The sequence below is a fragment of the Labrys sp. F242 genome (genome assembly GCF_057813875.1).
The window spans coordinates 62,835-87,275 of sequence record NZ_JBVASG010000009.1 but is presented as its reverse complement, the minus strand read 5'-3'; the positions used below and the strand labels follow the sequence as shown (position 1 = coordinate 87,275).

The 24,441-nt window shown below is 61.3% G+C and carries 30 protein-coding genes; 18 read left to right on the top strand and 12 right to left on the bottom strand.

The window, feature by feature from the left end:
* Positions 1–240 (top strand): DUF2274 domain-containing protein, encoded by a 240-nt coding sequence (locus tag ACZYTC_RS32740; RefSeq protein ID WP_488991573.1) that lies wholly within the window; start codon positions 1–3, stop codon positions 238–240.
* Between the two features lie 15 nt (positions 241–255).
* Here ACZYTC_RS32740 and ACZYTC_RS32735 read toward each other — a convergent pair whose 3' ends face one another.
* The 5 genes from ACZYTC_RS32735 to ACZYTC_RS32715 all read right to left on the bottom strand — a co-directional run bounded on the left by ACZYTC_RS32735 (position 256) and on the right by ACZYTC_RS32715 (position 4,576).
* The gene (locus ACZYTC_RS32735) at positions 256–1,371 is read right to left on the bottom strand and encodes a LysR family transcriptional regulator (protein WP_488991572.1); all 1,116 of its coding nucleotides are present in this window, start codon (positions 1,369–1,371) and stop codon (positions 256–258) included.
* A gap of 115 nt (positions 1,372–1,486) precedes the next feature.
* Entirely contained in the window at positions 1,487–2,668 is a 1,182-nt protein-coding gene (locus ACZYTC_RS32730) for an ATP-binding protein (RefSeq protein ID WP_488991571.1), read from the bottom strand.
* A gap of 86 nt (positions 2,669–2,754) precedes the next feature.
* Entirely contained in the window at positions 2,755–2,997 is a 243-nt protein-coding gene (locus ACZYTC_RS32725; RefSeq protein WP_441774142.1) for a helix-turn-helix domain-containing protein, read from the bottom strand.
* Positions 2,998–3,071: 74 nt separating this feature from the next.
* Complete coding sequence (locus tag ACZYTC_RS32720; RefSeq protein WP_488991570.1) at positions 3,072–3,758, bottom strand: GntR family transcriptional regulator; 687 nt, start codon at positions 3,756–3,758, stop codon at positions 3,072–3,074.
* Between the two features lie 8 nt (positions 3,759–3,766).
* Positions 3,767–4,576, bottom strand: a complete 810-nt coding sequence (locus ACZYTC_RS32715) for a maleate cis-trans isomerase family protein (RefSeq protein ID WP_488991569.1) — start codon at positions 4,574–4,576, stop codon at positions 3,767–3,769.
* Here ACZYTC_RS32715 and ACZYTC_RS32710 point away from each other — a divergent pair.
* A complete protein-coding gene (locus tag ACZYTC_RS32710; RefSeq protein ID WP_488991568.1) occupies positions 4,575–5,780 on the top strand; it encodes a M24 family metallopeptidase in 1,206 nt (401 codons plus the stop codon). The two genes, ACZYTC_RS32715 and ACZYTC_RS32710, sit on opposite strands and share 2 nt — an antisense overlap.
* A gap of 13 nt (positions 5,781–5,793) precedes the next feature.
* Positions 5,794–6,549, top strand: coding sequence for a GntR family transcriptional regulator (locus tag ACZYTC_RS32705; protein WP_488991567.1), 756 nt, complete (start codon positions 5,794–5,796; stop codon positions 6,547–6,549).
* A 15-nt stretch (positions 6,550–6,564) separates the two neighbouring features.
* Here ACZYTC_RS32705 and ACZYTC_RS32700 read toward each other — a convergent pair whose 3' ends face one another.
* The 7 genes from ACZYTC_RS32700 to ACZYTC_RS32670 are packed head-to-tail and all read right to left on the bottom strand — an operon-like array spanning position 6,565 to position 13,111.
* On the bottom strand, positions 6,565–7,926 hold the full coding sequence (locus ACZYTC_RS32700) for an amidase (protein WP_488991566.1): 1,362 nt from the start codon (positions 7,924–7,926) through the stop codon (positions 6,565–6,567).
* A gap of 44 nt (positions 7,927–7,970) precedes the next feature.
* Positions 7,971–8,204 carry a hypothetical protein gene (locus ACZYTC_RS32695; protein ID WP_488991565.1) on the bottom strand — a complete coding sequence of 78 codons (234 nt, stop codon included), beginning with the start codon at positions 8,202–8,204 and terminating at the stop codon, positions 7,971–7,973.
* Positions 8,201–9,016, bottom strand: a complete 816-nt coding sequence (locus tag ACZYTC_RS32690) for an ABC transporter permease (protein WP_488991564.1) — start codon at positions 9,014–9,016, stop codon at positions 8,201–8,203. Before ACZYTC_RS32690 ends, ACZYTC_RS32695 begins: the two co-directional genes overlap by 4 nt.
* Positions 9,013–10,188, bottom strand: coding sequence for an ABC transporter permease (locus tag ACZYTC_RS32685; RefSeq protein WP_488991563.1), 1,176 nt, complete (start codon positions 10,186–10,188; stop codon positions 9,013–9,015). Before ACZYTC_RS32685 ends, ACZYTC_RS32690 begins: the two co-directional genes overlap by 4 nt.
* Complete coding sequence (locus ACZYTC_RS32680; protein ID WP_488991562.1) at positions 10,185–11,255, bottom strand: ABC transporter substrate-binding protein; 1,071 nt, start codon at positions 11,253–11,255, stop codon at positions 10,185–10,187. The genes ACZYTC_RS32685 and ACZYTC_RS32680 overlap by 4 nt, the downstream gene beginning before the upstream one ends.
* 28 nt (positions 11,256–11,283) lie before the next feature.
* Positions 11,284–12,393, bottom strand: coding sequence for an ABC transporter ATP-binding protein (locus ACZYTC_RS32675; protein WP_488991561.1), 1,110 nt, complete (start codon positions 12,391–12,393; stop codon positions 11,284–11,286).
* A 31-nt stretch (positions 12,394–12,424) separates the two neighbouring features.
* Positions 12,425–13,111, bottom strand: coding sequence for a GntR family transcriptional regulator (locus ACZYTC_RS32670; RefSeq protein ID WP_488991560.1), 687 nt, complete (start codon positions 13,109–13,111; stop codon positions 12,425–12,427).
* A 202-nt stretch (positions 13,112–13,313) separates the two neighbouring features.
* Here ACZYTC_RS32670 and ACZYTC_RS32665 point away from each other — a divergent pair, with 202 nt between their 5' ends.
* The 15 genes from ACZYTC_RS32665 to ACZYTC_RS32595 all read left to right on the top strand — a co-directional run bounded on the left by ACZYTC_RS32665 (position 13,314) and on the right by ACZYTC_RS32595 (position 24,397).
* Positions 13,314–14,165 carry a class I SAM-dependent methyltransferase gene (locus ACZYTC_RS32665; RefSeq protein WP_488991559.1) on the top strand — a complete coding sequence of 284 codons (852 nt, stop codon included), beginning with the start codon at positions 13,314–13,316 and terminating at the stop codon, positions 14,163–14,165.
* Positions 14,166–14,370: 205 nt separating this feature from the next.
* Positions 14,371–14,592, top strand: coding sequence for a helix-turn-helix domain-containing protein (locus tag ACZYTC_RS32660; protein WP_488991558.1), 222 nt, complete (start codon positions 14,371–14,373; stop codon positions 14,590–14,592).
* Between the two features lie 433 nt (positions 14,593–15,025).
* Positions 15,026–15,427, top strand: a complete 402-nt coding sequence (locus ACZYTC_RS32655; protein WP_441774141.1) for a single-stranded DNA-binding protein — start codon at positions 15,026–15,028, stop codon at positions 15,425–15,427.
* 621 nt (positions 15,428–16,048) lie between these two features.
* The gene (locus ACZYTC_RS32650) at positions 16,049–16,204 is read left to right on the top strand and encodes a hypothetical protein (RefSeq protein ID WP_488991557.1); all 156 of its coding nucleotides are present in this window, start codon (positions 16,049–16,051) and stop codon (positions 16,202–16,204) included.
* Between the two features lie 361 nt (positions 16,205–16,565).
* Positions 16,566–16,769 (top strand): hypothetical protein, encoded by a 204-nt coding sequence (locus tag ACZYTC_RS32645; protein ID WP_441774139.1) that lies wholly within the window; start codon positions 16,566–16,568, stop codon positions 16,767–16,769.
* A gap of 335 nt (positions 16,770–17,104) precedes the next feature.
* Positions 17,105–17,335: an AbrB/MazE/SpoVT family DNA-binding domain-containing protein gene (locus tag ACZYTC_RS32640; protein WP_441774138.1), complete on the top strand. Its 231-nt coding sequence runs from the start codon at positions 17,105–17,107 to the stop codon at positions 17,333–17,335.
* A gap of 305 nt (positions 17,336–17,640) precedes the next feature.
* Positions 17,641–17,910 (top strand): transcriptional regulator domain-containing protein, encoded by a 270-nt coding sequence (locus ACZYTC_RS32635; protein ID WP_441774186.1) that lies wholly within the window; start codon positions 17,641–17,643, stop codon positions 17,908–17,910.
* Positions 17,801–18,469, top strand: a complete 669-nt coding sequence (locus ACZYTC_RS32630) for a DUF2285 domain-containing protein (protein WP_488991556.1) — start codon at positions 17,801–17,803, stop codon at positions 18,467–18,469. Before ACZYTC_RS32635 ends, ACZYTC_RS32630 begins: the two co-directional genes overlap by 110 nt.
* A gap of 143 nt (positions 18,470–18,612) precedes the next feature.
* Complete coding sequence (locus ACZYTC_RS32625; RefSeq protein ID WP_488991555.1) at positions 18,613–18,885, top strand: helix-turn-helix transcriptional regulator; 273 nt, start codon at positions 18,613–18,615, stop codon at positions 18,883–18,885.
* Positions 18,886–18,899: 14 nt separating this feature from the next.
* Entirely contained in the window at positions 18,900–20,057 is a 1,158-nt protein-coding gene (locus ACZYTC_RS32620; RefSeq protein ID WP_488991554.1) for a replication initiator protein A, read from the top strand.
* A 65-nt stretch (positions 20,058–20,122) separates the two neighbouring features.
* Positions 20,123–20,641 (top strand): DUF2840 domain-containing protein, encoded by a 519-nt coding sequence (locus ACZYTC_RS32615; protein ID WP_488991553.1) that lies wholly within the window; start codon positions 20,123–20,125, stop codon positions 20,639–20,641.
* Positions 20,638–21,183, top strand: coding sequence for a S26 family signal peptidase (locus ACZYTC_RS32610; protein ID WP_488991552.1), 546 nt, complete (start codon positions 20,638–20,640; stop codon positions 21,181–21,183). Before ACZYTC_RS32615 ends, ACZYTC_RS32610 begins: the two co-directional genes overlap by 4 nt.
* A 66-nt stretch (positions 21,184–21,249) precedes the next feature.
* On the top strand, positions 21,250–21,585 hold the full coding sequence (locus tag ACZYTC_RS32605; protein WP_488991551.1) for a DUF736 domain-containing protein: 336 nt from the start codon (positions 21,250–21,252) through the stop codon (positions 21,583–21,585).
* A gap of 3 nt (positions 21,586–21,588) precedes the next feature.
* Positions 21,589–22,362 (top strand): lytic transglycosylase domain-containing protein, encoded by a 774-nt coding sequence (locus ACZYTC_RS32600; protein WP_488991550.1) that lies wholly within the window; start codon positions 21,589–21,591, stop codon positions 22,360–22,362.
* 256 nt (positions 22,363–22,618) lie between these two features.
* Entirely contained in the window at positions 22,619–24,397 is a 1,779-nt protein-coding gene (locus tag ACZYTC_RS32595; RefSeq protein ID WP_488991549.1) for a relaxase/mobilization nuclease domain-containing protein, read from the top strand.
* Positions 24,398–24,441 lie beyond the last annotated feature (44 nt).

Genomic DNA, 24,441 nt, shown 5'->3' with positions numbered 1-24,441 from the left:
ATGACCAAGCTGAAGCTCGGACCGATTGCCGACGACAAGCCGGTGAAGGTGACGCTGGATCTACCGGCCAGCCTTCATCGCGATCTTGTTGCTTATGCCGAAATCCTGGGTCGTGAGAGCGCAGGCAAGCCGGCCGATGCAGTCAGGCTGATCATTCCCATGCTGGAACGGTTCATGGCGACCGATCGCGGATTTGCCAAGGCCAAAAGTGCAACCAAGCCCGCGCCATTAAAGGGGTGATGGCGTCCCTTGCGACTATGTCTTGCCGCGGGTGGCGGCATCGAAACGACGAGGTGGAGCAAGGGGAGGCCAACCGTGCGGATCTTGCCGCAAGAGCCTGAGTGATCGGGCGATCTGGAGAAAATTGCGCAAGGCCGGCTTGTTGTTGTCAGGCAGAAAGATAGCGCTGAAGGTGAGAGGACAGAGCTTTGCGATCGGCCGAAACGTCACCCCCGGAAACGACATGACCGTAGCCGCCTCACCGCATAGACCAAGCCGTCGCCCCAGCGCTATCTGGCTTATGAGGGCAAGCCGGCCCAGGTCACAAACCTCGATTGGCACAGGCGTGGCCGTCTCCTCATCTTTCCCTCGCAGAGCGTCGATGATCTGACTGGCCGGCTCGTCCTTGCTGATCGAAAGGCAATAGTGGAGGAGATCAGGAATGCCGATCGAACCAAGAGTCGCCAGACCGTGGTCGGTAGGCAGGATGACGAAGACGTTCTCGTGCCATAGGCGGATCGTATGGTAGCGCACGGGAACGTTGGTTACCGCGGCGATGGCGACGTCCAAGCGGCGGCAGCGCACCGACGCCATATTTTCTTCCTCCTCGCCTTCGAACAGGACCTCCCGGATTGCCGGATATCGCGAACTGAGGCTATCCAGCAGGACATGAAGCAGGCGCGGGTTGGTGGTTGGACATATCCCGATACGCAACGCCTGACAGGCATCTGCCGAGATCGCCATTGTGGCCGCCTCCAACTCCTCCAGAACGGGTTGGGCGCGGTCGAGAAATTCACGCCCCTTCCTGGTCATCTCGACGCCGGAGGGCGATCGTATGAAAAGCGCTGTCCCGAGACGAAATTCAAGGTCTCGGATACGCCGGCTGATCGCGGAAGGCTGGACGTTCAGCGATGCCGCCGCGCGCCGGAAGCTGCGATGCTCGGCCGCCAGGATGACATAGCGAAGCTGGCGCAGATCGATCGAGTTCCGTCCGGATCGCCATCGCTCGATAAAGGTCGTCGACCGTCGATCGCGCATTCGCCACCATGCCTGCCATTGCCCGCCTTGGAGCGCTCCAACAAGGCAAGGTGCCCCTGATTCATTGAGAAGCCCATGATTTTGAACCAAATTGCACGGGGCATCCGCATTCATCAGCCCGCGCCGAACGCATGATGGCAAGTTATATTGTCGAATGGATTCGATTGGCTCTGCGGTGTTTGTTAACTGTTCCTGCTGTCGCCGGGGCCTCTAGACGCTTCCTTGGTGATTATCGGCCGAGTGCCGACAACTCTCCGAGGAGCGGCTGTAGCCCTATGGCCTCGATCCCGGGCTTGAGCGGAAACCGTTCGTCGCCGGCATAGACCACGAATGATCGGGCGGGTTGAATATCCTGGATCGCCTGATAGAAGCCCTTGCTGATAGTCGGCGCTAGGCTGCGCTTGATTTCGATGGCGGTCAGCCCCTTCGGTCCGTCCAGAACCAGGTCGATCTCAGCGCCAGCCGAGGTGCGGTAGAAGCTGGGCTGCGTGAACGAGGAAATCACCGCCAAAATGTTCTCGATAGCAAAGCCCTCCCAGCTGAGGCCGACGACGGGATGGCCCACCAGCGCATTGGAGTCCTCGATGTCGAGCAGGGCATGCACGATGCCGCTGTCGCGGACATAGACTTTCGGTGATTTGACCAGGCGTTTGCCGATATTGGCGTGGAAGGGCTGCAGCCGGCGAACCAATAGGAGGTCAACCAGGAGATCGACATAGGAAGCGACGGTAGGAGCGCTGATCGACAAGCCTGCGGCAAGCCGAGATGCATTGAGCAAGCCGCCTTGGTTGTGCGCCAGCATGGTCCACAGACGTTCCAGGGTTACGGCTGGAATTCGCGGGCCGAATTGGGGGACATCGCGCTCCAGATAGGTGCGGATGAAATTGCGCCTGAAGGCAAGACTATCGGCGTCGGAGCCCGCTAGAAAGCTGTCGGGAAAGCCGCCGCGAAGCCACAACCGTTCATTGGCAACCGAGAAAGGGGGCGAAGCTGCAATTTCCAAAACGTCGAGCGGCGTCATTTCGATATACTCGATGCGACCGGCCAGGCTTTCGCCAGACTGGCGTAGCAAGTCGATCGATGCCGATCCCAGGAGAAGGAAGCGGCCATTGCGATGCCCGCGGCGACGACCCTGGTCAATGAGTCCGCGCAACTCCTGGAAGATCTCGGGGGCACGATGGATTTCATCGAGAATGACCAGCTTGTCCTCATGGTCTTTCAGGAACAAGGCGGGGTCGGTTAGCTTGGCGCGGTCGGCGCGCATCTCCAAATCGAGGTAGAGGGCGCCGGTTTCCTCGGCGATCTCAAGAGCCAGTGTCGTCTTGCCTACTTGCCGGGGGCCGATGAGGGCAACCGCAGCTTGACGATCAAGGGCCTGACGAACGACAGGATGGATTCGGCGATTCAACATCCTTGCAAATTAAAGTGTGATTTTTTAATTTGCAAGGATAGATGGGTGCTTATCTTCACCTGTCCGGCTCGCCGCTCTCCCTGCGATCATTTTGTATCGTGTTTCCTGCGTACTTCCATGTCGGGCGGCAGGAAGAGTTCGATATCAGGGACGTCAAAGGCTTTTGCAAGTTTTGCAATCGACTTCAGAGTGACGTTCTGAGAGCCGCGCTCGATCTTGCTGATCTGCTGCTGACTGAGCTTAGCTTTTGCGGCGAAATCGTCCTGATTCAGCCGCAACGCCTTTCTCATCCGCCGTGCATTCTGGCCGATAATCTTGCTCAGTTCCATGGAACCGAACATCGGCAAGGCAATCGCCGATGGGAATCGCTTATAACATGTAAATGCGCTTAGTTTCGCACATATCAGTTTCCGCGTGCGTGCTCGACCCGCAACAGGCCAAAGGCAATGTGATTGCGTTGAATATAACCGACCGCCCGCACGTCGCCGGTGGCAAGGGCGCGCGCTGTTTCGTTAAGTTCGCTGGCAAAATCTTCCAACTGCTCGCTTAGGAACGAATGAATAACGCTGTACCAGATCCGTGAGGCTTGAAAGTAGTAGCGCTCATGGGTTTCGCGCAGGGCCTTGTTTGCGATCAGACGGTTGGTTGCATGGTGAAGACCGTGGTTGAGGGCCCAGAAGACCTCCAGTTCCCGGTCTTTGTCCAGGCATCGCAGGCGCTGGCGCAGGAGGTTCACGTCATTGAGCGCGCCCGGAATCTCGGCTTCGTCGGGGAAATCTCCGATCATCTCGCTGAGCCGGAGACGAAACTGGTAGATCTCCTGGAAAGCAAGATCGTCCAATCCCGTGACGATGGTGCCCACGCCGTTGCGGGCGGTGGTCAAGCCGTCATATTCGAGCCGCTGAAGGGCCTGGCGTATCGGCGTGCGGCTGACAGCGAATTCAACGGCGAGTTCGTGTTCGCTCAGTCGCATGTCCGGCGGATAGCGCAACAGGCAAATGCGCTCCCGCAAGACGCGGTAGATATCCGGAGCCTGCCCCCGCGGGGCGGGAAGGGCAGGTGTAACTGCGCTCTTGTCTGCAGGCTCCATCGCTCGTCCTAATGATCTTGGAAGAGCCTTCCACAATCGGTGCGACGGTCGGTAACGCCGGCCAGCCGAAGGCAATCCCACATCATCGCTTGATTACTGGTTATAACGGGTTTGCCCAACCTTACCTCCAGTTCGGTGATGATGTCGATGGAGCGTAAGGCTCCGCAACTGATGAATACAGCCTCTGCTTGTGGATGGTCGACCGATTGGGCGAATTCGAGGATGGTGCGAGGCGCGACCTTGACCATGTCCGCATCGTTTTCAATGCCAAGGCCTTGCATGCCGACAACATCGAAACCCCGTGCGGCCATGTAGGCTTTTTCGATTGCATTGACCTCCGCCAAATAGGGTGTGGCGATCGCGATGCGGCGCGCGCCGAGCGTTTCCAAGGCGCGCATCACCGATGAGATCAAGCATGTTGTCTTGGCCATGGGTTTGCCGCGTCTGAGTTCGGCGAATACGCGCTCCTCGCCGATGACGACGCTGCCGGATGTGCAGGCATAGCAAACGACATCGAGATCCTCGTCGGGCAACAGATGGGTGGCGGCGTCCCCGATGCCGACCGCCATTGCACCGAGCGTGGCGACGCTGATCCGGTTGGTCATGGGCGCCCTCGAAAAGTGGATGCCCACGCCAGGAGGACACAAACGGAACATGTCGTCCTCGATCGTCTGCTCCATGGCGAGCAGGACGAACCCGATCTTTGCCCGGTCGTGCCGCCCGCGATCAAATTCGATCTTCACTGGAGCTGAAGGCCTTGCTGTATGCAGCGATTTCATTTCTTCACCGTATTGTGAGCAAATTTGGTTACTTGACATGAGTTTTCCTTCATACTTAATGACTACGTCACCTAAGCTGCATACAGGTTGGAAAATGAGAAGTCTATATGCTCGACGCGTGTCCGCGCTTTGCGAGGCGATGGCCGCTGTGAAAACCGACGTCGCAATCCTGACTCATCCCGATGCGATCGCTTACTTTGCGGGCTACTGGAATTATCTCGGCATGGAGTTTGGGCGGCCGACGATTCTGATCGTGAATCCCGGTTCCAAGCCGACGATCATCACTCCGCTCATGGAAGCCGAAATGTGTGCTTCGATGAGCTGGATCGAAGATATCAGGCCCTGGGCGGATGGCGGCGAGGAATGGCGACGGCCTCTCAGGGATCTGCTCTCGGACGCCGAACGGGCGCGCATCGGCGTGGAAGAGCGTTTCATTCCCAATGTCGTGTCGGCTGAGCTGCGAAATTTCCTGGCCCAAAGCCGGTTCGAGGATATCGGTCCCGTCGTCGGCGCCCTGCGCCAGATCAAGTCACCGCAGGAGATCGCGACCATGCGCCAGGCCGGCGAGGTTGCGGTCGCGATGATGGAAGGCGCCCGGCAAGCGATCGGACCTGGCGTACCGGAATATGAAATTGCGCTGGCGGCGATGGCCGCTGGAACGCGCAAGGCAGCTGGACTGCTTCAAGAGACGGACGATCGGTTCGTGTCCCCGCTCATTCATGATCTGCAGATCCTGCAATCTGGCCGCGACACCTGCATGGTCCATCGTCGGGCCTCCACGCGTCGGCTGGAGAGCGGTGATCCGGTCTATCTGTGTTTTTGTGGCATGGTCCGGTTTCGCAATTACAAACTCGGCTTCGACCGCCAATTCTTTGTCGGTAAGGCGAGCGACGAGCAGCTCTATGTGCAGGAAGCGGCCGTAAAGGCTCAGAGGGCTGCCTTGGGAGCGATCCGCCCAGGCGTAACTTGTGACGCGGTGAACCTGGCCGCCGAGGAAGCCTATGCTCAAGCCGGCTTCAAGCCCGGTTATCGAACCGGCCGCGCTGTCGGCCTTTCTCTTCTGGAGGCTCCAGAGCTCAAGCGGGGTGAAAGCGCCCTGATCGAGGCGGGCATGACCTTCGCCGTCGATGGCGGCATCACATTGACCGGAAAAGGAGGGGGGCGGATCGGAGATTCGATCGTCGTCACGCAAGAGGGATACGATTGGCTAACCCCCTATCCGCGCGATAATTCAATTGTTTGACGGATTGTAGTGAATGAATAAGTGGACTGCCGTGCCCCATGCGCCAATGGCGAATGGGGCCGTCGGGGGCAAACGCCGAACCAGCGTCTACTCGACACTCCGGACCCATGCTTTACATTATCGCTTCAAGCCGGGTCAGCACCTTCCTATCAGTGTGATTGCCCAACTTCTGGGAGTATCAAACACGCCGGTGCGCGAAGCGTTGATGCGGCTCCATGCAGAGGGGCTGGTTGACGCTATACCCGCAAAAGGGTTCTTTGCCCGAGAAATGCGTCTTCAGGACATCGTCGAGTTTAACGAGATGCTCTGCGTGATCGTTCGGCATTGTCTTGAAGGAGCCGATCTTGCTCTTTGCTTGGCTCCGCGGCAGGACGCCGATGGGGTCATGCCGCCGCTCCAGCTCAAGACACGCGGCACGGCCTTGAGCCTGACCTGCGAGACCGAAATGCTGTTCGAGACGCTCGGGCGCGCAACGGGCGAGAATACGATTCCAATATGCATCCATCGTCTTTGTGAACAGACTCATCATATTCGCCTGCGTGCCTTTGAAAGCCGGCGCATCGGTAGCAGGCTGCGCCATGCTTTTGCGGAGTTGGTCGGAGCATTGCGCCGGCGCGATCGTGAGGCGGCCATAGACAAGCTCGTTGCGTTTTCGCAGCTTTTTGCGCAGGCCTTGCCCTACCTTGTAAGCCACGCGCTGGCTGCCGCCTATATGGCCGAGCTGACGGATCTGGCCAATTGGGTCACAAGGGAGGAAGAGGCGGCGTGACAGGCGGCCTGACCGTCATGCCTCGTCGCGAAGAGACGGCGCCCGCCATCGCACCGCCCCGATCCTTTCAAGCATGTGACCGATCGATAGCAGCCTCATATCCTCAAACGGACGGCCAACCATCTGCAGACCGATGGGGAGCCGCGTGGAATGCCGGCCGATGGGGACAGATAAGGCTGGATGGCCGGTCAGGTTGAACAGGCAGGTAAAGCGAGCCAAGGCATTGCCGACAGGTTCTTCGATCTCTCCGATGACCACCGACCGTGCCCCCAGCCGCGGTGCCACGATCGGCGTCGTCGGCGTGATCATGACGTCGATGCTACGAAAAAAGCGATCGAGCTCGAGCCTCTTGGCCTCCATGAAACGCAGCGCCTGCACATAGTGCTCGGCGAGCACGAACTGACCCTGCAACAAGCCGTCACGCACGTCCTGGCCATAAAGCGACATGTGGGTCTTCAAACGAGACTTGTGCCAGGCGAAGGCTTCCACGAGCTGGATCGCGAGCGAAGCAGTGCGGACATGGTTCATGTCGAGCGCAGGCAAAGGGACGAGACGCGCGCCCAAATCCTGACAGCGTATCAAGACCCGATCGACGGCGGTGATGACCTCGGGATCGGCATTGTCGAAGAAATAGGGACGCGGAACGCCAATCCGCAGACCTTTCAGCACGTTGGCCTCATAGCCACGGCCTGCAGTCGCCGATGGTTCGGCCGGCTGTGAGATTGTTCCTTGCCGCCGTGCCAAAACCTCGAGCACATCCAATGCGTCGATACAGGATCGCGTGATCAGGCCAACATGGTCAAGGGACCAGCAAAAGGGAATGACACCCTGGGTGTCGATCAGCCCCATTGTGGGCTTCAATCCGACCAGGCCGCACAAGGCGGCGGGCACCCGCACCGATCCGCCTGTATCGGTTCCCAGCGCGAAAACCGCGCTCCCTTGGGCAACCGCTACCGCTGACCCACTGCTCGATCCACCTGCGATGCAGGTTTCGTCATGCGGGTTGGGGGGTGTTCCGAACACGCCATTCTCGCCGGTGATGCCATAGCTGAATTCGTGCAGGTTGGTCTTGCCGATGAGGACAGCTCCCGCTTCGCGCAGACGCCGGACAACACTGGCATCATCGCGTGCGCGATAGTCCGCCATCGACCGCGAGCCGGCAGTCGTCGGCAGGTCGATCGTATCGAAGACATCCTTGCAGGCGTAGGGAATACCGGCGAGGGGGCTAAGTTGCTCACGATGCTCCAGAGCCCTGGCTTCCTTGAGCGCCGTATCGTTCGCGAGGGTGATGTAAGCATGGCTACGCCGGCGCAACCGACGGGCTCGGCGCAAGCAGGTTTCCACAAGATCGATGGGGCGGATGATGCCGGACATCATGTTCTTGCGCATGGCACGCAGCGAAGAGGGGGGAGAACCACTTGTCATTTGGGCTCGCAAACGCAGAAAACGGCGCGCCGCGGAATGGTCACAGCGCCAAAGTCGAGGTCGGATAGGGTCTGCAAGGCAAAAACAAGGTCCTGGGCGGGAGAAACCAGGCCACTGCCGGCCGAGGCAGTCAATCGGGCAAGGTCCGCTCGTTCCCATGCATAGCCGGCAAAGACGAGCGATACAGACTCCAGAAAATCGAGTTGCAGAGCCGAAGGTGAGGTGGTCATCGTGCCCTCATCGGCGAGAGGGCGCTGCGGACTATGGCAATTACGGCCATGGCCGTCGCGACCACGACGATCAGCACCGTCGCTGCAGCCAGCACGGCGGGGCTGAGCTGGTCGCGCATGCCAGACCACATCTGTAGGGGCACCGTCCTCTGATCATAGCCGGCGAGGAAAAGGGCAACGACCGCCTCGTCGAAGGAGGTGATGAAAGCAAAGAGTGCGCCGGCGATGATGCCAGGGGCCATCAAGGGTACGGTCACCTTGCAAAATGCTGCCAGAGGACGCGAGCCGAGGATGGAAGCCGCGCGCAGAAGCCGCTCGTCGAAGGTCGCCAGAGCGCCTCCGACGGTGACGACGACATAGGGCGCTGCCAGTGCGGTATGGGCGAGGATGATGCCGGTGAAGGATTGCGTCAGCCCCAGCGGCGCAAAAAACAAATAGCTGCCCGTCGCGAAGATGATGATGGGAACGATCAACGGTGAGGACAGCACGATGGCGACTGTTCTCGTTTGCCGGACGGGCATGCGCCGCAGGCCAAGGGCTGCCAGCGTTCCCAGGAGCGTTGCCGTTGGCGTGACGATGGCCGCTATGATCAGGCTGTTGCGGAACGCCAGTTGCCATTGCGAATTGAGAGCGATCTCCCGGTACCAGCGCAGTGACCAGCCGGCCGGATCCAATGTGACCATCTGTCTCGTGAACGAGAAATAGGGCTCCGGATTGAAGGAGAGCGGGATCACGACCAGCACGGGTCCGATCAGAAAGGCGCAGACGGCACCGCAGAAGGCCCAAAAGACAATGGATCCCAGACGATTCATGCTCGCAATCCTCCCCGTTGGGTCAGGCGAGGCAGGATCAGTGCGATCACGACGACGATGGCAAGTAGTACGCTGCCGAGCGCCGCGGCCAGGCCCCAGTTCAAGCTCTTTTGCATGTGGAAGGCGATCTGATTGGAAATGAGTTGGCCTGTCCGCCCGCCCACAAGGGCCGGCGTGACGTAGTAGCCGAGCGACAGCACGAAGACGAGAACCGAGCCCGATGCGATACCCGGATAGGTCAAGGGCAGATAGACGCGCCAGAACGTATAGAACGGTCGCGCGCCCAGGCTTGCGGAAGCCCGAACATAAGCGCCCGGCAGTCCCGTCATCACCGAGTACAGGGGCAGGACGAAGAACGGCAGCAGCACATGCACCATGACGATGACGGTGCCGGTCAGGTTGTACATCAGCTCCAGTCGTTGATTGTCGCCAAGGAGCCCGCTGGCCACGAGAGCTTCGTTGAGAACGCCCTTGCGCTGAAGAAGTACGATCCACGCGGTGGCGCGAACCAGGAGCGAGGTCCAGAACGGCAACATGACCACAAACAGCAAAAGCAGGCGCAGCCGTGGCCCGGAGCGGGCGATTGCATGGGCGAGAGGGTAGCCAAGCAACGCACAAATAAGCGTCACGATTGCCGCCACGCTGAGTGTGCGCACGAATAGATCCACATAGATCCGCCGGCTTTGGTCCTGAAGTTCGATGCCGCCGCCTGCTGCGGTCTTGAGATCGAATGCATTAAGGAAGTGCAACGCGGTGAAGGGCTGCGTCCGGCTGGCGAGGATCTGCCAGAGCGCCGGCGTGCCCCACCGTGGATCAAGGTCAGTCAGCCGCGCGGTCGGCTGCAGGCTCAAGGCCGTCGTGGTCCGGTCGATCAGCATGCCAAAGCCAGACCGTTCCCGGTTGAGGCGCAGCGCAAGACGTCCCGCGCTGCCCTGCTCGACCGCTGCTCTCAGATCGGCTCGGGCGCTGTCGAGTGCGGAGGATGGTGGCACGCCATTCCCGTTCCAGGTCGACAGGGCCGCCCGTGTTCGCGGCATCAGTTCGGCGAGTTCGGGGTCATACACACTGCGCGCCAGCATCAGCGCGATGGGCCCGATGAAGGCCACGATGATGAAGGCGAAGAGGGGCAGAACCAGAAGCCAGCCCGTTTGCGTGGAGCGGGCGATTGTCATTGCGACAGCCAGGCGGCGTAGCGCTCATTGACGGCATCGCCGTGCTCCATCCACCATTTGGCATCGAAGGAAAGCGCGCTTTGAAAATTGCCGGGGGCGGTGGGCAAACTGGCGGCCAGGGAGGGATCCACCAGAGCCTGGGCCGAACGACGCACAGGACCGTAGGCAAGATAGCGCGTTTGCATCGCAAGCGGTCCCGTGCCGGTCGCAAATGCAATGAAGGCCTTGGCAATGTCCTGTCTTTTGGTGCCGGCAACGATCGCATAATAGTCGGCATTCCAGATCTGGCGGTCCCAGATGATGACAAGGGGCTTCTTGTCATCGGTGATCGCCCCTTGAATGCGCCCGTTATAGGCTGCCGAAACGGCCACCTCGCCATCAGCCAGGAGCTGGATCATCTGGGCGCCGGTTTCCCAGAACACGGCCTGATCCTTGATGGTATCGAGCTTGGCGAAGGCGCGATCCAGCCCTTCGGGCGTGCTCAAGGTCGCATAGACGTCCTTGGCCGCCACACCATCGGCCATCAATGCCCATTCGAGCAGGGCGTTGGGTCGTTTGGGAAGACCGCGCTTGCCGGGAAAAGCCTTGAGATCGAAAAAGTCCTCGAGCGTCTTGGGCTTGGCTCCGGGGAAGGCGGTCTGGTTGAAGGCGATGACGTTCGACCACACCACCGAACCGACACCGCAAGGTTGCAGCGCCCCCGGAAGGAAGTCTGCTTTCGCCGACGCGCCGTCACTGCCGGCTGGCAGGCTGGTCAGATCGACTTTTACAAACAGGCCATCCGCGCAACCTCGCTCGAGATCCTGCTGCTCGACGTCGACTACGTCCCAGCTGACCGTTCCCGATCGTACCTGCGCGATCAGTTCGGCCAGGCCTCCATTGTAGTCGACCGACTGAATGCTAATTCCGGTCTTTGCCGTGAAGGGTTCGTACTGCGCCTTGGCCTGGCTCGCGGTGTATTGGCCGCCATAGGAGACGACGGTGAGGGCCTCGGCGGCTCGCGCCGGCGCCGTCGTGGCGAGGAGCATCAGACAATAGGACGCGCATGCTGTCAGGCGACAGTTCATTTCGACCTCCGGATGGATGGAATGGGTGTCAGGAACGAGGGGCTGGAAAGGCCCGGGCGTCCTGTGTGCTCCAGCCCAGTCTTATGGTATCACCCTGTACCGGCAGGGGCTGGCTGCCGCAGTTGGGGAGTTTCCAGATGATCTCTGCACCATCGCTCGTGCGCAGACGCACCCTGTGCGCATCACCGAGATAGATTGCATCGATCACGTCGGCCTGGAGAGCGTTGCAACTACCCTCCTGGACGGTTCTTATGCGCTCCGGTCTGATGGCGACCGAAACCAGCTCGCCGTAGTGGGCATTGCCCATGTTGAGTGCGCAAACGACTTCGCCGCCGGCGAGCCTTATGTGGCAGCGGCCCCCATCCGACGACAGAAACGTGCCAGCGATGGCATTGTTTTCTCCAAGAAAGCCAGCCACGAAGGAACTGGTCGGGGCCTCGTAGAGGTCGGTTGGCGTGCCGACCTGCGCGATGCGACCGCCCTCGAAGACACAGACCCGATCAGACAAGGACAAGGCCTCGCCCTGGTCGTGGGTCACATAGATGATGGTCGGCCTCAGTTCGCGATGAATGCGGGTGATTTCGTCCTGCATCTGATCGCGCAGTTGCTTGTCAAGAGCGCCCAAGGGTTCGTCCATCAGCACCAGCTGTGGGTTGTAGATAAGCGCGCGGGCAAGCGCGATGCGCTGTTGCTGTCCACCCGACAATTGCGTGGGATATCGCTCTCCCATGTCACCCAGGCGAACCAGGGAAAGCGCCCAGCCGACGCGCGCGCTGACCTCCATGCGGGGCCATCTGCGGGCCTGCAGAGGATAAGCGAGATTTTGAGCGATGGTCAGGTGCGGAAACAAGGCATAGTGCTGAAACACCATGCCGATGTTGCGCCGATAGGGCGGCAGGTGCGAAACGTCCCTGTCGCCGATGCGGATCGAACCGGCGCTGGGCTGCTCAAAGCCGGCCAGCATCATCAAGATGCTGGTTTTGCCCGAGCCGGATGGCCCCAGGATGGTGAGAAACTCGCCGGCGCCGACCTCGAGATTGAGCCCCTCGACGACATTCGACGTTCCATCATAGCTCTTGTCGACATCGCGCAAAAAGACGGCTTCGGCCTGGAGCGGGGTGTGACTCTGGTCAGGCATGGCAATATCCGGTGTCATCGGTTCTCCTCCATCAGTCCCGCTCACCGAGCATGAAGCTGGTGATGCGGTTGAGAGTGCGAGCGATGTGGTTGCGTCGGATGAAGCCGACGGCCTTGACGTCACAGGCTTCCAGCGAGGCTATGATCTCCCCGATCTCCTCGGCTTGAGAGAGGATCTCCGGCGACCAGTTGAGCTCGGGCAGGATTTGTAGATAGGCCCGAATCGTCTTGTAGTAGAGAACCTCGGAAATGTTCCGGTATTCAGCGTTGCCGGACAGTTGCAGGATTTCATCCTGAAGCCTGTGGCTGATCTGCGCCAGCGCCTGGACGTCATGGTCGACCACCAAGGGTGTGCACTCGGCAGCCAGTTCACGCAGCGTTGCAATCGTGCGGGTGAACGTCGTCGCAGGGCTGAGCTCTCCGAGCAACTCGGCAAGCTTGATGCGCAGTGAATAGGCATCGCGCAGCGCTCGCAGGTCGACGGCCGTGACCATGGAGCCGACGCTCGGCGTGGTCTCGATCAATCCTTCGTTCTCCAACGCCTGCATCACTCGCCGCATCGGCGTTCGGCTGACCCCGAATTCGCGCGCCAACTCCGCCTCGCTGAGCGCCGCTCCGGGCGCATAGATCAGCAGGCATATCCGATTGCGCAACGTCTGGTGAATGGCGGCAAAACGCTGACGCGGCGATGGCGCCTGATGTTCGATGCTCAACGGCATGAAACAACCTCCCGATATATCGCTTTTACATATTATAATATGTATTGTCAACGATGGGATACCGATTGTCTAAACCGGTATACCGGGTAGCGAATTTGATCTAACCAATTGGTATATCGAATATATTCTGCAATGTAGTTTGCAAACCCACCCGGCGGCGCTCAAGCTCAGGCTCGAGAAACGGCACGCAGGGAGGTTCCTGATGACCAAGACCGGCCCGAGCCCGTCAGATGGTATCCGGATGGTGAAGCATGACTTTTCGACCAGTTATAATCGGGACTGGCCGCACAGCTATCTGAAGGCGCATCTGGCGTTGGATTACATCATTCCCGATCGAGCCAAGCCCGTCTTTCTCTCGATCTTCGATCGCTACAGGTCGCTGCGCCAAAAGGATCGGCTCAAGATCATCGATATCGGCTGTTCCTACGGCGTCAATGCCGCACTCCTACGCACCGACATGGGCCTTGATGACCTCTACGCGGCTTATGCCGCTGAGGACGGACCTCTGGCCGTTCGGCGTAGCGCCGACCATCGCGCCTTCTTTGAAAGCCGGAGTGTGGGAGCCGACCTTCATATTGTCGGCGTCGACCCCAGCGAACGGGCTGCTCGCTATGCCCGGTCCGTTGGATTGGTCGATGCCATCGTGACCACCGACCTTGAGCGCTCCGAACCCACCGTTCCCGAATGGCGGGCGCTTGAAGGGGCTGACATCATCATTTCCACGGGAAGTGTCGGCTATGCCACCGAGCGCACCTTCGCGCGTGTATACGCAGCAACCAGGATATCGTGTCCATGGGTGGCAGCCTTTGTCATGCATCCTTATTCCTACACCGACATAGCCACCATTCTGGCATCCCATGGGCTGCAGTCCAGGGAGGTTCTGGCCGCCCGCCAGCGTCGGTTTTCCACGGTCAGTGAGCAACATGGCCTCCTCGAGGTGATGCAGAATCGAGGCTTTGACACTCGTCTCGAACGTACGACCGGTTACATCTATGCCTCGCTTTATCTTTCGACCCCGCCAGACGAAATGCCTGATCAACGTCACGGGCCGTGATCATCGACGGAACGGGAGCACGATGCCTTAGAGTCCGCGTCAGGCTTGGGCTGCTCAAGATGAATTGCCCGCAAAAAAGCCGTGGACAGAACGGCGATTGACGCCGCTTTTCACCGTATGCACACCTCTAGATTGCTCGGGATGGATCGCATTTACATATTATAGTTGATACAAATGCGTGCCGTTACACGCCAACCATTGGCGCATGGATATGCGCAAGCTGGTAGGGCAGAACTTCGCTCGCCTGCGACAGGATAGAGGCCTGACGCAGGAAGAGGTCGAGGCGCGCTCGGGTTTCAGCCAGCAATATCTCTCCAATCTGGAGCGTGGTAAGCGTAACCCAACCATCATCACGCTCTATGAGTTGGCGCAGGCCCTTGAGGTCAGTCATGTTGAGCTCGTTCTTCCCCCCAGCAACGAGCCGTAAACCGCAAGAGCTGCTGACATTCGCGCGTAACTGAATATCCGTTAAGCTCTGGCGCAAGCTTGTCTGGCTGGGCATGCTGTTGGTCGCGGTGTTGGCGTGATCTGGAATACAGGCGAGCCCCTCAGTGTTGGACAGGGATTTCGGGGCGACCAGACGCATCACTACGGCCGGCAAGGGTGAAGGTTCTGCCGTTGTTCTCCATGCTCGCGCTCGAAAGCACCAATCCCTCCGACTGACAGATCCCCTAAGTCCGTTCGGTTTCCGACCGCAACCCCCGCGGTTCCGCACCGTGTTGGCGCAAAGCGCCTGCCCGCACCACTACGGACCTTGGGGGTCAAGCTGCCGCCCAGGCGGCAATGCAGGCGTCTCCCGGCGGCCTTGGCCGGGTCTCATCGGAGGGAATGGTCCCTCCGGGAAGCAACGGAGAAACACCATGCAAAATATCGTCATTCTCGCCGGCAACATCGGCCAGGCCCCGGAAACCCGCACCACCAATGGTGGCACCAACATCACCCACTTCACCCTCGCCACCTCCCGTCCCCGCTATTCGGAAGGCCGGGTTGTCCGGGACGACAAGGGCCAGAGGGTCCAGGACACCGAATGGCATCGCATCACCGCCTTCAACGGCCTCGGCAAGACGATCCAGCAATATTGCGAGGCGGGCATGAAGATCCTGGTGCGCGGCCGCATCCACTACACCAAATGGACTGACCAAGGGGGCGTCGACCGCTATGGCTGCGAGATCATTGCCGAGACGGTGGACTTCCTGAACCGGGCCAAGCAGACCGAAAACGGTGACGATCAGCAGGATGAGGACTCCGAAGTTCCCTTCTGAACCAGGCACTGGCACCCCGGCGGCGTGAGCCGCCGGGGTGCCTCACAGATGAGCTCAGCGTGGGCTTGCCTTACGCGCGAAAAATCTCGCCATGAGTCGGGTCACGACAAATGAGGGCAGGCTTTGCCATCGTTTCCAATGCGGTATTCGCCAATATCGGTGACGATCCTTGTGGTTGACGAGGCCAGCCGCATAGACCGGTCGGCTTCGTCGCGAGAGGGCACCCCTTGCACTCCACGCCGGTTTCGCCGGATGCGGACACGGCGCCCTCGTCGCCGTGGGTCTTCTCTCACTGACGGCCCATTGTCGCACAGCCTCCGTGGCGTCAAGGACATCGCGGAGAACCGATTTTTGCTTCGTACCCCTGCCGAAGCTTTCGAAAAATCGGTTCTCCGCTCGCCGCTTCGCGGTCCCTGACCCCTCGAAGCGCCAGTGCGAGCTCCTGAGCGTCAGTAACGCAAAGGAGATTTTCGATGACACAAAATGAACTCGTATCGATTGAGGCGAACGAAGCTGATTGCTTGACCGTGCGGGCCTATTTCGACGGTGAAGTGTATCTGCCGGTCACGATCTCGAAAGAGTTCCTGACCACGGCACTACTGCACCCTGATAGAGAACAAAGTGGAATTCGGCCTCTTTCACAAGCCGGACGCGATCATCATCGCCCATTACGGTGCGGATCTGGCACATATGCCGGCCATCTGGTCCGACCGGCGCTGGCATATCGGGTGCGAAGATCTCGATGGCATTCACTACGCGCCCTATGAATTGGAGTGAAGCATCTATGGGAGGGCGGCGTCGGTTGCCCTCCATCTCTTGAGTCGCCAGCACAGTGGTTGTCCGTCGGCGGTGCCTTGCTCGTTACCGGATGCGAGACTCTGCGCGCTGTACTCCGGCTTGCCAGTCGGAACGGAGCGGCCCCCGCGCCTGCCGGCGCTATTCGGGGGCCGCGCTCTCTTTCTCTCTGACGCCCCAGTCTACGGCTCGTTCAGCCAGCCTCAAGGACGAGCGGTTCCCCCAAAATTCTAGCGAATTTCGGCTCCCCCGCTCGCCGGCTCCGCCGGTCGCTTCGCGCTCCTTGACCCTGTCTTCGCTGCGTCCGTGCCCGCCTCCCGTCATCGACACCTAGGAGGACAGCATGACCTACGAATTCACTCTCGAACGCCACATCGAAGAACTCAACGCCGAGTACAAAGCCTACCTCGATCCCATCGAACGCGAGGCGATCTGGAACGCGCTGCAGAAAGCTGGCGAGGCTCTCGCCGCCGAGGAAGCCGAGAGCTTCTGGGTCTCCTTCCTCGCTCCGGCCGAACCCGTCCCGGCCGCAAGCCTCCCGTTCTGAGCTTTCGGGAGACAGGCGCGAATGCGCCTGTCTCTTTTTTATTGCTCAAGGCCGCTCGCGGGCATCGAGGCCATTTGCGGCCTGACGAGGGGAAAGGCTTTTTGCCTCTTCCGTCACACATCCCTCTTCATGTGCCTTGTACTATCAGGCGCGGGTTCATCCTCGATTTCCTCGTGCGGCTATAAGGTGCTCCACATTCGTTGATTAGGGGCACCGCGTTGGCCATCATGCGATGGCGGACCATCGGCGGGGGCGATGATGCCGCCCCGCAGACACACTTGACCTGTCAGCCTGGCACCACACATACTGACAGTCACTATTGAAGGAGGCGCGCTATGCGCGTTGCCAGATGGGGCACCAGCCTCGCGGTCCGCATTCCCGCCGCAGTCGTTGACGCCCTCGGTCTGAAGGCTGGCGATGAGGTCGAAATCCGCGTCGCCAATCGTCGCGACTTAGAAATCGCCCCTGAACAAGATCGCAAGGACCTGATCCGTAGCTTGCGTGCCTTCCGCGGACGATTGCCGACGGACTTTGTTTTCGATCGCCAGGAAGCAAATAAGCGATAAGTGCTGATCCCGGCATGAGTTGGATATGTTCATCCTGGCTCATCTGATTTCCAGTTCAATTCTTGCGGTTTAAAGCTGACAAGAAAGGTTCGGATCGCCGCGCCTCGCGCTGACTCTTCCTTGGAATCGCGCCAGGGCGCAGCGGCAATCCTTGCCGCCGCAATTCACACATATGCCTGGGTTCTCGTTCTTGCCTACGGCACAATGGCGATCGCGAATGGGCCGATGACGAGGACGTGGCCAGTTATCGTGATGCCGAAACGGCAACACGTGTTGTCCATTCTCTGACTTCTCCAGGCCGAGCGATGCCGGAATCCTGTCTCCTCTCGATAACGCCAGCAGTGGGGAGGAACGCGATGAGGCCGGATGCATCCCAGTGGCGCTCCTCCGCGTTTTACGATCATGTCGAAGAACGTCTGACCGCCTCCGATCTCGCCTGGGAATGGCTGCGCCGCATCGAGGCGTATGGACACGATTACATGGCATTCGCCAGGACTGGCGCTGATCCTCGTCCGCTCGTGGCCAGAATCCACGCGCGATGGGGGCTGCAATTTCCCGGTCGATCCCTCGCATGACGCCTCCGAGGCAGCCGTATTCTGGTCGCCGCGGGATGATACTGGCGTTGTCCTGTTGACGCAGGCCGCCGAGTTCCAGATTGAGCCGAATGATATCGAGCCGGACATCTCCGGACGCGATTTGCATGTCGACGAGTTGGGCACGCATTTACGCTACGATCTCGGCAATGGGCAACACGTCCAACTCCTATGCCACGGCAATGCCGAGCGGGCAGGGGCCCTTGCCGCTCTCGTGCCGCTCGGCCTGGAGGGCTTCGATCGTCTCGAAGCGCTCTACCGTTTCCTGGCGGCGTTGCATCGACGGCGCGTGCCGCCCGATAGCCGCCTGACCGCGCAGCAACGGGCCAGGGCTCGCCGTATGCTGCAGGCCTGGGATGGTTTGCACTACGGCGCCACCCAGCAGGATATCGCGCGGGTCGTGTTGCGCCAGGCGCCGCTGGGCCGCGATGACTGGCAGGCTGCCTCGGCTCGCTACGCCGTCATGGCCCTGCTGCGGGATGCCCGGGGCATGATTGCTGGCGGCTATCGCAAACTGCTTCATCATCGCCGTCGATCCTAGCCGCATCCAGCGTCGATCCGAGTGTGCGAATTTTGGTACTCCCAAATTCCCACTGCATCTCGACGCTGTCACTTCGCCATCGTGGTCGTCGTTCGCCGCTGTTCGTCAGCGCCGACCCCCCGACGCCATGAAAGGCATGTCCCATGCGACCCGACCCCCTGCCGCCGCACTTTTTGCGCACCAAGCAAGCCGCCCAGTTCCTCAGCCTGTCCGCCCGCACGCTGGAGAAACACCGAACCTACGGAACCGGTCCCGCCTATCGCAAGCTCGGCGGGCGCGTCGTCTATGCCGTCGACGATCTTCTCGCCTGGACCGACCGCGGCGCCGTCACCTCGACCAGTGATCCTCGCGGAACGGTCCTGCCAGCCAAGCGCCATGCCTCGCCGTTGCTCCACGCCAGCCGCTTTCCTCGCTGACAGGCAGCTTGTTCATGATGATGCGGCATCAGCCTTCGGAGCGCGGGCAGCTCGACCTGTTCCGCTCGCGTCCCGGTGACGTCGCCCCCCGAGACGCCCAGGATCTCATGGCCTATCCCTTCTTTTCCCTCGCCAAGTCGCATCGGGTCACGCCGATCGATTTCTTCGCCGGCGGCGTCTCGATCCGGGTCGAGGCCGTGCCCGAGCATGGCATGGCCACGATCTGGGATGCAGACATCCTGATCTGGGCTGCGAGCCAGATTGTCGAGGCCCGCGATGCCGGGCTGCGCACCTCGCGCCTCATGGCTGCCAGGCCCTACGAAATCCTGCGCTTCGTCGGGCGCGGCACCTCGCTGCGCGACTACCAGCGTCTCAAGGCCGCGCTCGACCGCCTGCAGTCGACCACCGTGTGCACCTCGATCCGTCAGCCGGCAAAGGGCAGGCGACATCGGTTTTCCTGGATCAACGAGTGGCAGGAGCGCACCGATCAGCGCGGGCGCCCCCTGGGCATCGAACTCATCCTTCCCGACTGGTTCTACCGTGCCGTGCTCGACGATGCCTTCGTGCTTACTATCGACCGGGCCTATTTCGATCTGACGGGCGGGCTCGAGCGCTGGCTCTACCGCCTGGTGCGCAAGCATGGCGGCCGTCAGCGTGGCGGCTGGTGTTTCGAGTTTCGGCACCTGCACATCAAATCCGGTGGACTATCCTCCTACAAACGCTTTGCCTTCGAACTGCGCAACATCGTCCGGCGCCAGCCGCTGCCCGGCTACACGCTGTTCCTCGAACGTGACGGTCGCGGCCAGTCTCTGCTCTCCTTCGAGCCGTCCACGTCCTGTGGAAAAGCTGTGGATGGGCACGTGCCTTCGGGAACCCGCATACACGTGCCTTCGGGAACCGACGTCACGTGCTATCGGGCACCCAAACAGGATGTAACCCACGGCGGACAAAGCGAAAATCGCGCCCTTAACTTAGAATCTAACATAGAATCTAACATCTGTTGCGCATGCGGCGATGTAGAAAAGTCCGCCGATGACGGTGGCAAAAGCTCCGGTCTGAGAACGGGCAAGCGCGGAAACGCTCCCACATTCCGCAGGCACAGTTCCATCCCTGGTGATGCGTCGCAGGCACGGCAATGCCTGCGCGACGACCAATCGGGGGGAACGCGATGACCGCCGCCGACATGCTTGTGCGTCGCGCTTGCGGACGCATTTCCAACCCACTCAGGAGAACCAACATGACCGGCGCAGCCCCTCGCGGCTTGCGCGGCGACCGTCGGCCGACCCCGCAGGAAGATGCTCTCACGCATGTCGAACTGACCTGGATCGACAAGCGCATGGAGAACTGGATCCGCTTCGGACATGCAGTCCAAGAGCGGGTCCTCAATCAACGCCGACGCGTTCTATCCTTCCGGCCGGGCAGCATTTTCGCGTTCCTGCGCTGGGCCGCCAATGACTACGGAACGATCCTGTCCCGCATCGACATCGTGCGGGCGGTCGAGCCGGACGAGCCCTATCAGACGCTGCCTTTCGTGTGGCGCGGGGGTGACATTCTGCTCAAGATCGATGGTTGGCCCAAAGTCGAGCAGGTGCTTCGGCACATCGATGCGATCGCAGCGCTCGGCATCGATCCGACCGACGTCGCGCCTGATCACTGGCAGCATGTTCACAACCGGATGAGTGCCGGTTTGACGCCGCGATCCTATACGCTGGGGCGCCATCGCGCCTGGCTGAAGCGGCGGGAGATCGAACGATGACCCGCTTTGGCTATGTCGTCGCGACCTCATTCGCAACGCTCGGCATAGGCATCGCATCGGCTGTCCCGATGCCGCTGAAGTTCGTTTGGAATGCCTCGGCCAGCACGCCGGTGGGTCTGTACTTGATCGGATCGGCGGACCCTCTCGGTGCCGACGACCTTGTCGCGGTGGTACCGCCCGAGCCGGTTGCCCGCTTCATGGTCGAGCGCGGCTATGTCGGCGAAGGCGTCCCGCTCCTCAAACATGTCGCCGCACGGTCGGAACAAGTGGTGTGCCGTCGTGGCCGCAGCATCAAAGTCAATGGGGTCCCAATTGGCGACGCGCTCGACCGCGATCGGCAAGGCCGCGCACTGCTCACCTGGCAGGGTTGTCGTCGGCTGGCCGATGGCGAGGTCTTCGTGATGAATCCAAACGTCCACGACAGCTTCGACGGCCGCTACTTCGGCGTGCTGCCGGCGAACAGCGTGATCGGACGGGCCATTCCACTCCTAACGGACGAAGCCGGCGATGGCCGGTTTCACTGGCGCGCGCCGATGCGCTGAGCGGTCGCTGGCGGCGTGCCTGTCGTCAACTTTCCATCAGCAAACCACCACCAAACGGAGACCGACATGTCACAGATCGGACAGTTCACGCGCGAGAAGAAGGGATTCGCCGGACGCATTCATACGCTATTCCTCAACACCGAGCTGGCCATTCTTCCGGCCGAACTGAACGAAGCCGAGAATACGCCTGACTACCGGTTGCATGTTGGTGGTGAGGACGGTCCCGAGATCGGTGCCGGATGGAAACGCACCAGCGAGAAGGCTGGGGCCTTCATCTCCCTGATCATCGACGATCCGGCCCTGCCGCAACCGATCCGCGCCAACCTGTTCCAGAACGGCGACGACAAAACCTCCTGGTCACTGCACTGGAACCGTCCGCGCGATCGCGCGGAGAAGGACTGAGCGATGGCATCGCACTGTCCCCCGATGAGCAAGTCGGCGGTGCCTTGGCTGTGCCGCACCGCCCGACGCCTGCTCCTCCTTTCCCTTACCGGCCTGATTGTCGTGACCGTGCCTTCCGGCGTAGCCATTGCCCAACTGGCAGCAATCGATCGACCCTCGCCAGGGGATCCCTATGCCCGGCATATTGCCGATGCCGCACAGCGCTTCCGTCTGCCGTCGGCCTGGATCCGTGCCGTCATGCGTGCCGAGAGTGACAGCGAGACTGCCGCCGTCTCGCACAAGGGTGCTCGTGGCCTGATGCAGATCATGCCGACGACCTGGACTGAACTGCGTCAACGGCATCGCCTCGGTCCCGACCCTTTCGATCCGCGCGACAACATCCTGGCTGGGACCGCCTATCTGCGCGAGCTCTACGACCGCTACGGCTCGCCCGGCTTCCTGGCCGCCTATAATGCCGGTCCGGCTCGCTATGAGGCCTATCTCGCCGGGCGCCCTTTGCCGGCCGAGACCCGCGCCTATGTCGCAATGCTCGCGCAGATCATCGGCATCGACAAGCGCCTGCGCCCTTTCGCTCTTGCGGCGGTCGATCCCAAGGCCTGGAAGCGCGCACCGCTCTTCGTTGCACAGCTAGACCGTCAATCGGCGGTCGTGGGTCCGCTGGTCGATCGTCGCTCAAATGACAGATCGGTTGCACTCGAAGCACGCAGAATCGCCGCCATCGTGCCGCGTTCGGCGAGCCTGTTTGCGGAGCGGGCGGGTGGAGGGAGGGCGCCATGAGGACGCTGAGCGTGCCGATGGGGTTTCGTGCTGTCTCGGGCTCTGGCGTGGGTTGGAGGGAACGCAGGGGGAGGCCAGGGGAGGCGACCGGAGGAGGGCGAGATAAAAGCGCCTGCCCGGAATACGCCAAGCCACTGACGTGGCTTGCTTTTTCCGGTGCATGCCGGTCGGTCGCGGGCATGCTGCCCGGTTTTTTCCAACGTTTTCAACACGCCCGCATGCACAGGCCGTTGGCGATCCCGCTGGAGGCTTGGCCATGAGCGGGCAGGATAGCGACCTCCGCATCCGGCCGGGCCGCATCCGTTCCACCCGGGGACCCAAGGCCAAGAGCTTCATCAGCAAGGTGCTGCGGGCCGCACAGAGGGCTGGACATATCCCCGGCGCCGGATCTGGAACGAAGGTGGGAGGCCGGCCCGGCCATTCCACCTTTGGGCGAGGGCGCACCGCCTTCGGCCGCTCACGCCTGTTCGCCCCCACGCGCCGTGTTGTGGTGAAGGCCCGCATCATCAGACACAAGGGCCGGGCCTTCCGCTCGGCGCCGGTCTCAGCGCACCTGTCCTACCTCAAGCGGGAGGGCGTCAGCCGCGAGGGCGGCAAGGGCGTGATGTTCGACGCCAGCGCCGACCGCGCCGACGACCTCGCCTTCGCCGAGCGCTGCCGGGACGACCGCCATCACTTCCGCTTCATCGTCTCACCCGAGGACGCCGCTGAAATGAGCGACCTCAAGGCCTTCACCCGCGATCTCGCCCGGCAGATGGAGGCCGATCTTGGCACCCACCTGGACTGGGTGGCCACCGATCATTGGAACACCGACAATCCGCATGTGCATCTCATCGTGCGCGGCGTCGACGACGCCGGCGCGGATCTGGTGATCGCGCGCGATTATGTCAGCCGGGGCCTGCGTTCACGCGCCGAGGATCTGGTTGCCCTCGAACTCGGCCCCAAACCCGAGCATGAGATCCGTAATGCACTTGAGAAAGAGATCTCGGCGGATCGCTGGACCCGCCTCGATGCCGAGATCCAGCGCACCGCCGACGAGGTCGGCTATATCGACCTGCGCCCCGGCAATACCGGTCCCGCCGATCCCGAGCTGCGGCGCCTGATGATCGGTCGCCTCCAGCATGTCGAGAAGATGGGTCTCGCCGTTCAATCGGCGTCAGGCGAATGGCTGGTCGGGCTCGAGGCCGAGCGCACGCTGCGCGATCTGGGGGAACGCGGCGATATCATCAAGACCATGCACCGGGCCTTTGCCGAGCGGGGAGGGGAGCGCGAAGAGCGTGGCGTGGCCGACTATGTCATCGATGATGTCGGCAATGGCTCGCCGATCATCGGCCGTCTCGTCGACAGAGGCTTGCACGATGAACTGACCGGGCAGGCCTATGCCGTCATCGACGGGACGGATGGCCGGGCGCACCATGTCCGCTTCCACGGCGTCGAAGCCTTCGAGCAGGCGCCGGCCAATGGAGGCATTGTCGAGGTGCGCCGCTTCGGCGGAACGGATGACCGGCGACCGACCCTCGTTCTTGCCCTGCGCTCCGATCTCGATCTTGCGGCGCAGGTTACGGCACCCGGCGCCACCTGGCTCGATCATCGACTGGTCGAGCGTGAGCCTATGCCGATGGCGCAGACCGGCTTCGGCCAGGAGGTGCGGGAGGCCATGCTGGCGCGCGCCGAGCATCTGGCCGATCAGGGGCTGGCGCAGCGGGAGGGCCAGCGCCCGGCGCTGCAGCCGAACCTGCTCTCGACCCTGCGGCGCCGTGAACTCGACGCCGTCGGCAATCAGCTTTCGGTAGAAACGGGCCTGCCGCATGTGAAGGGTGAGGCAGGCGCTTCCATCGCCGGCACGTTGCGCCAGCGCCTCAGCCTCTCCTCGGGCCGCTTTGCCATGATCGACGACGGTCTTGGCTTCCAGCTGGTGCCCTGGTCGCGTGAGCTCGACCACAAGCTGGGCCAGCACGTGGCCGGCGTTGCCAAGGAAGGAGGCGGCATCGAATGGAGCCTTGGCCGCAAGCGCGACCTTGGGCTCGGCCTTTGACACCCCACAAATCTTCTTATGCCCACCAGCAGAAAGGACCTTGC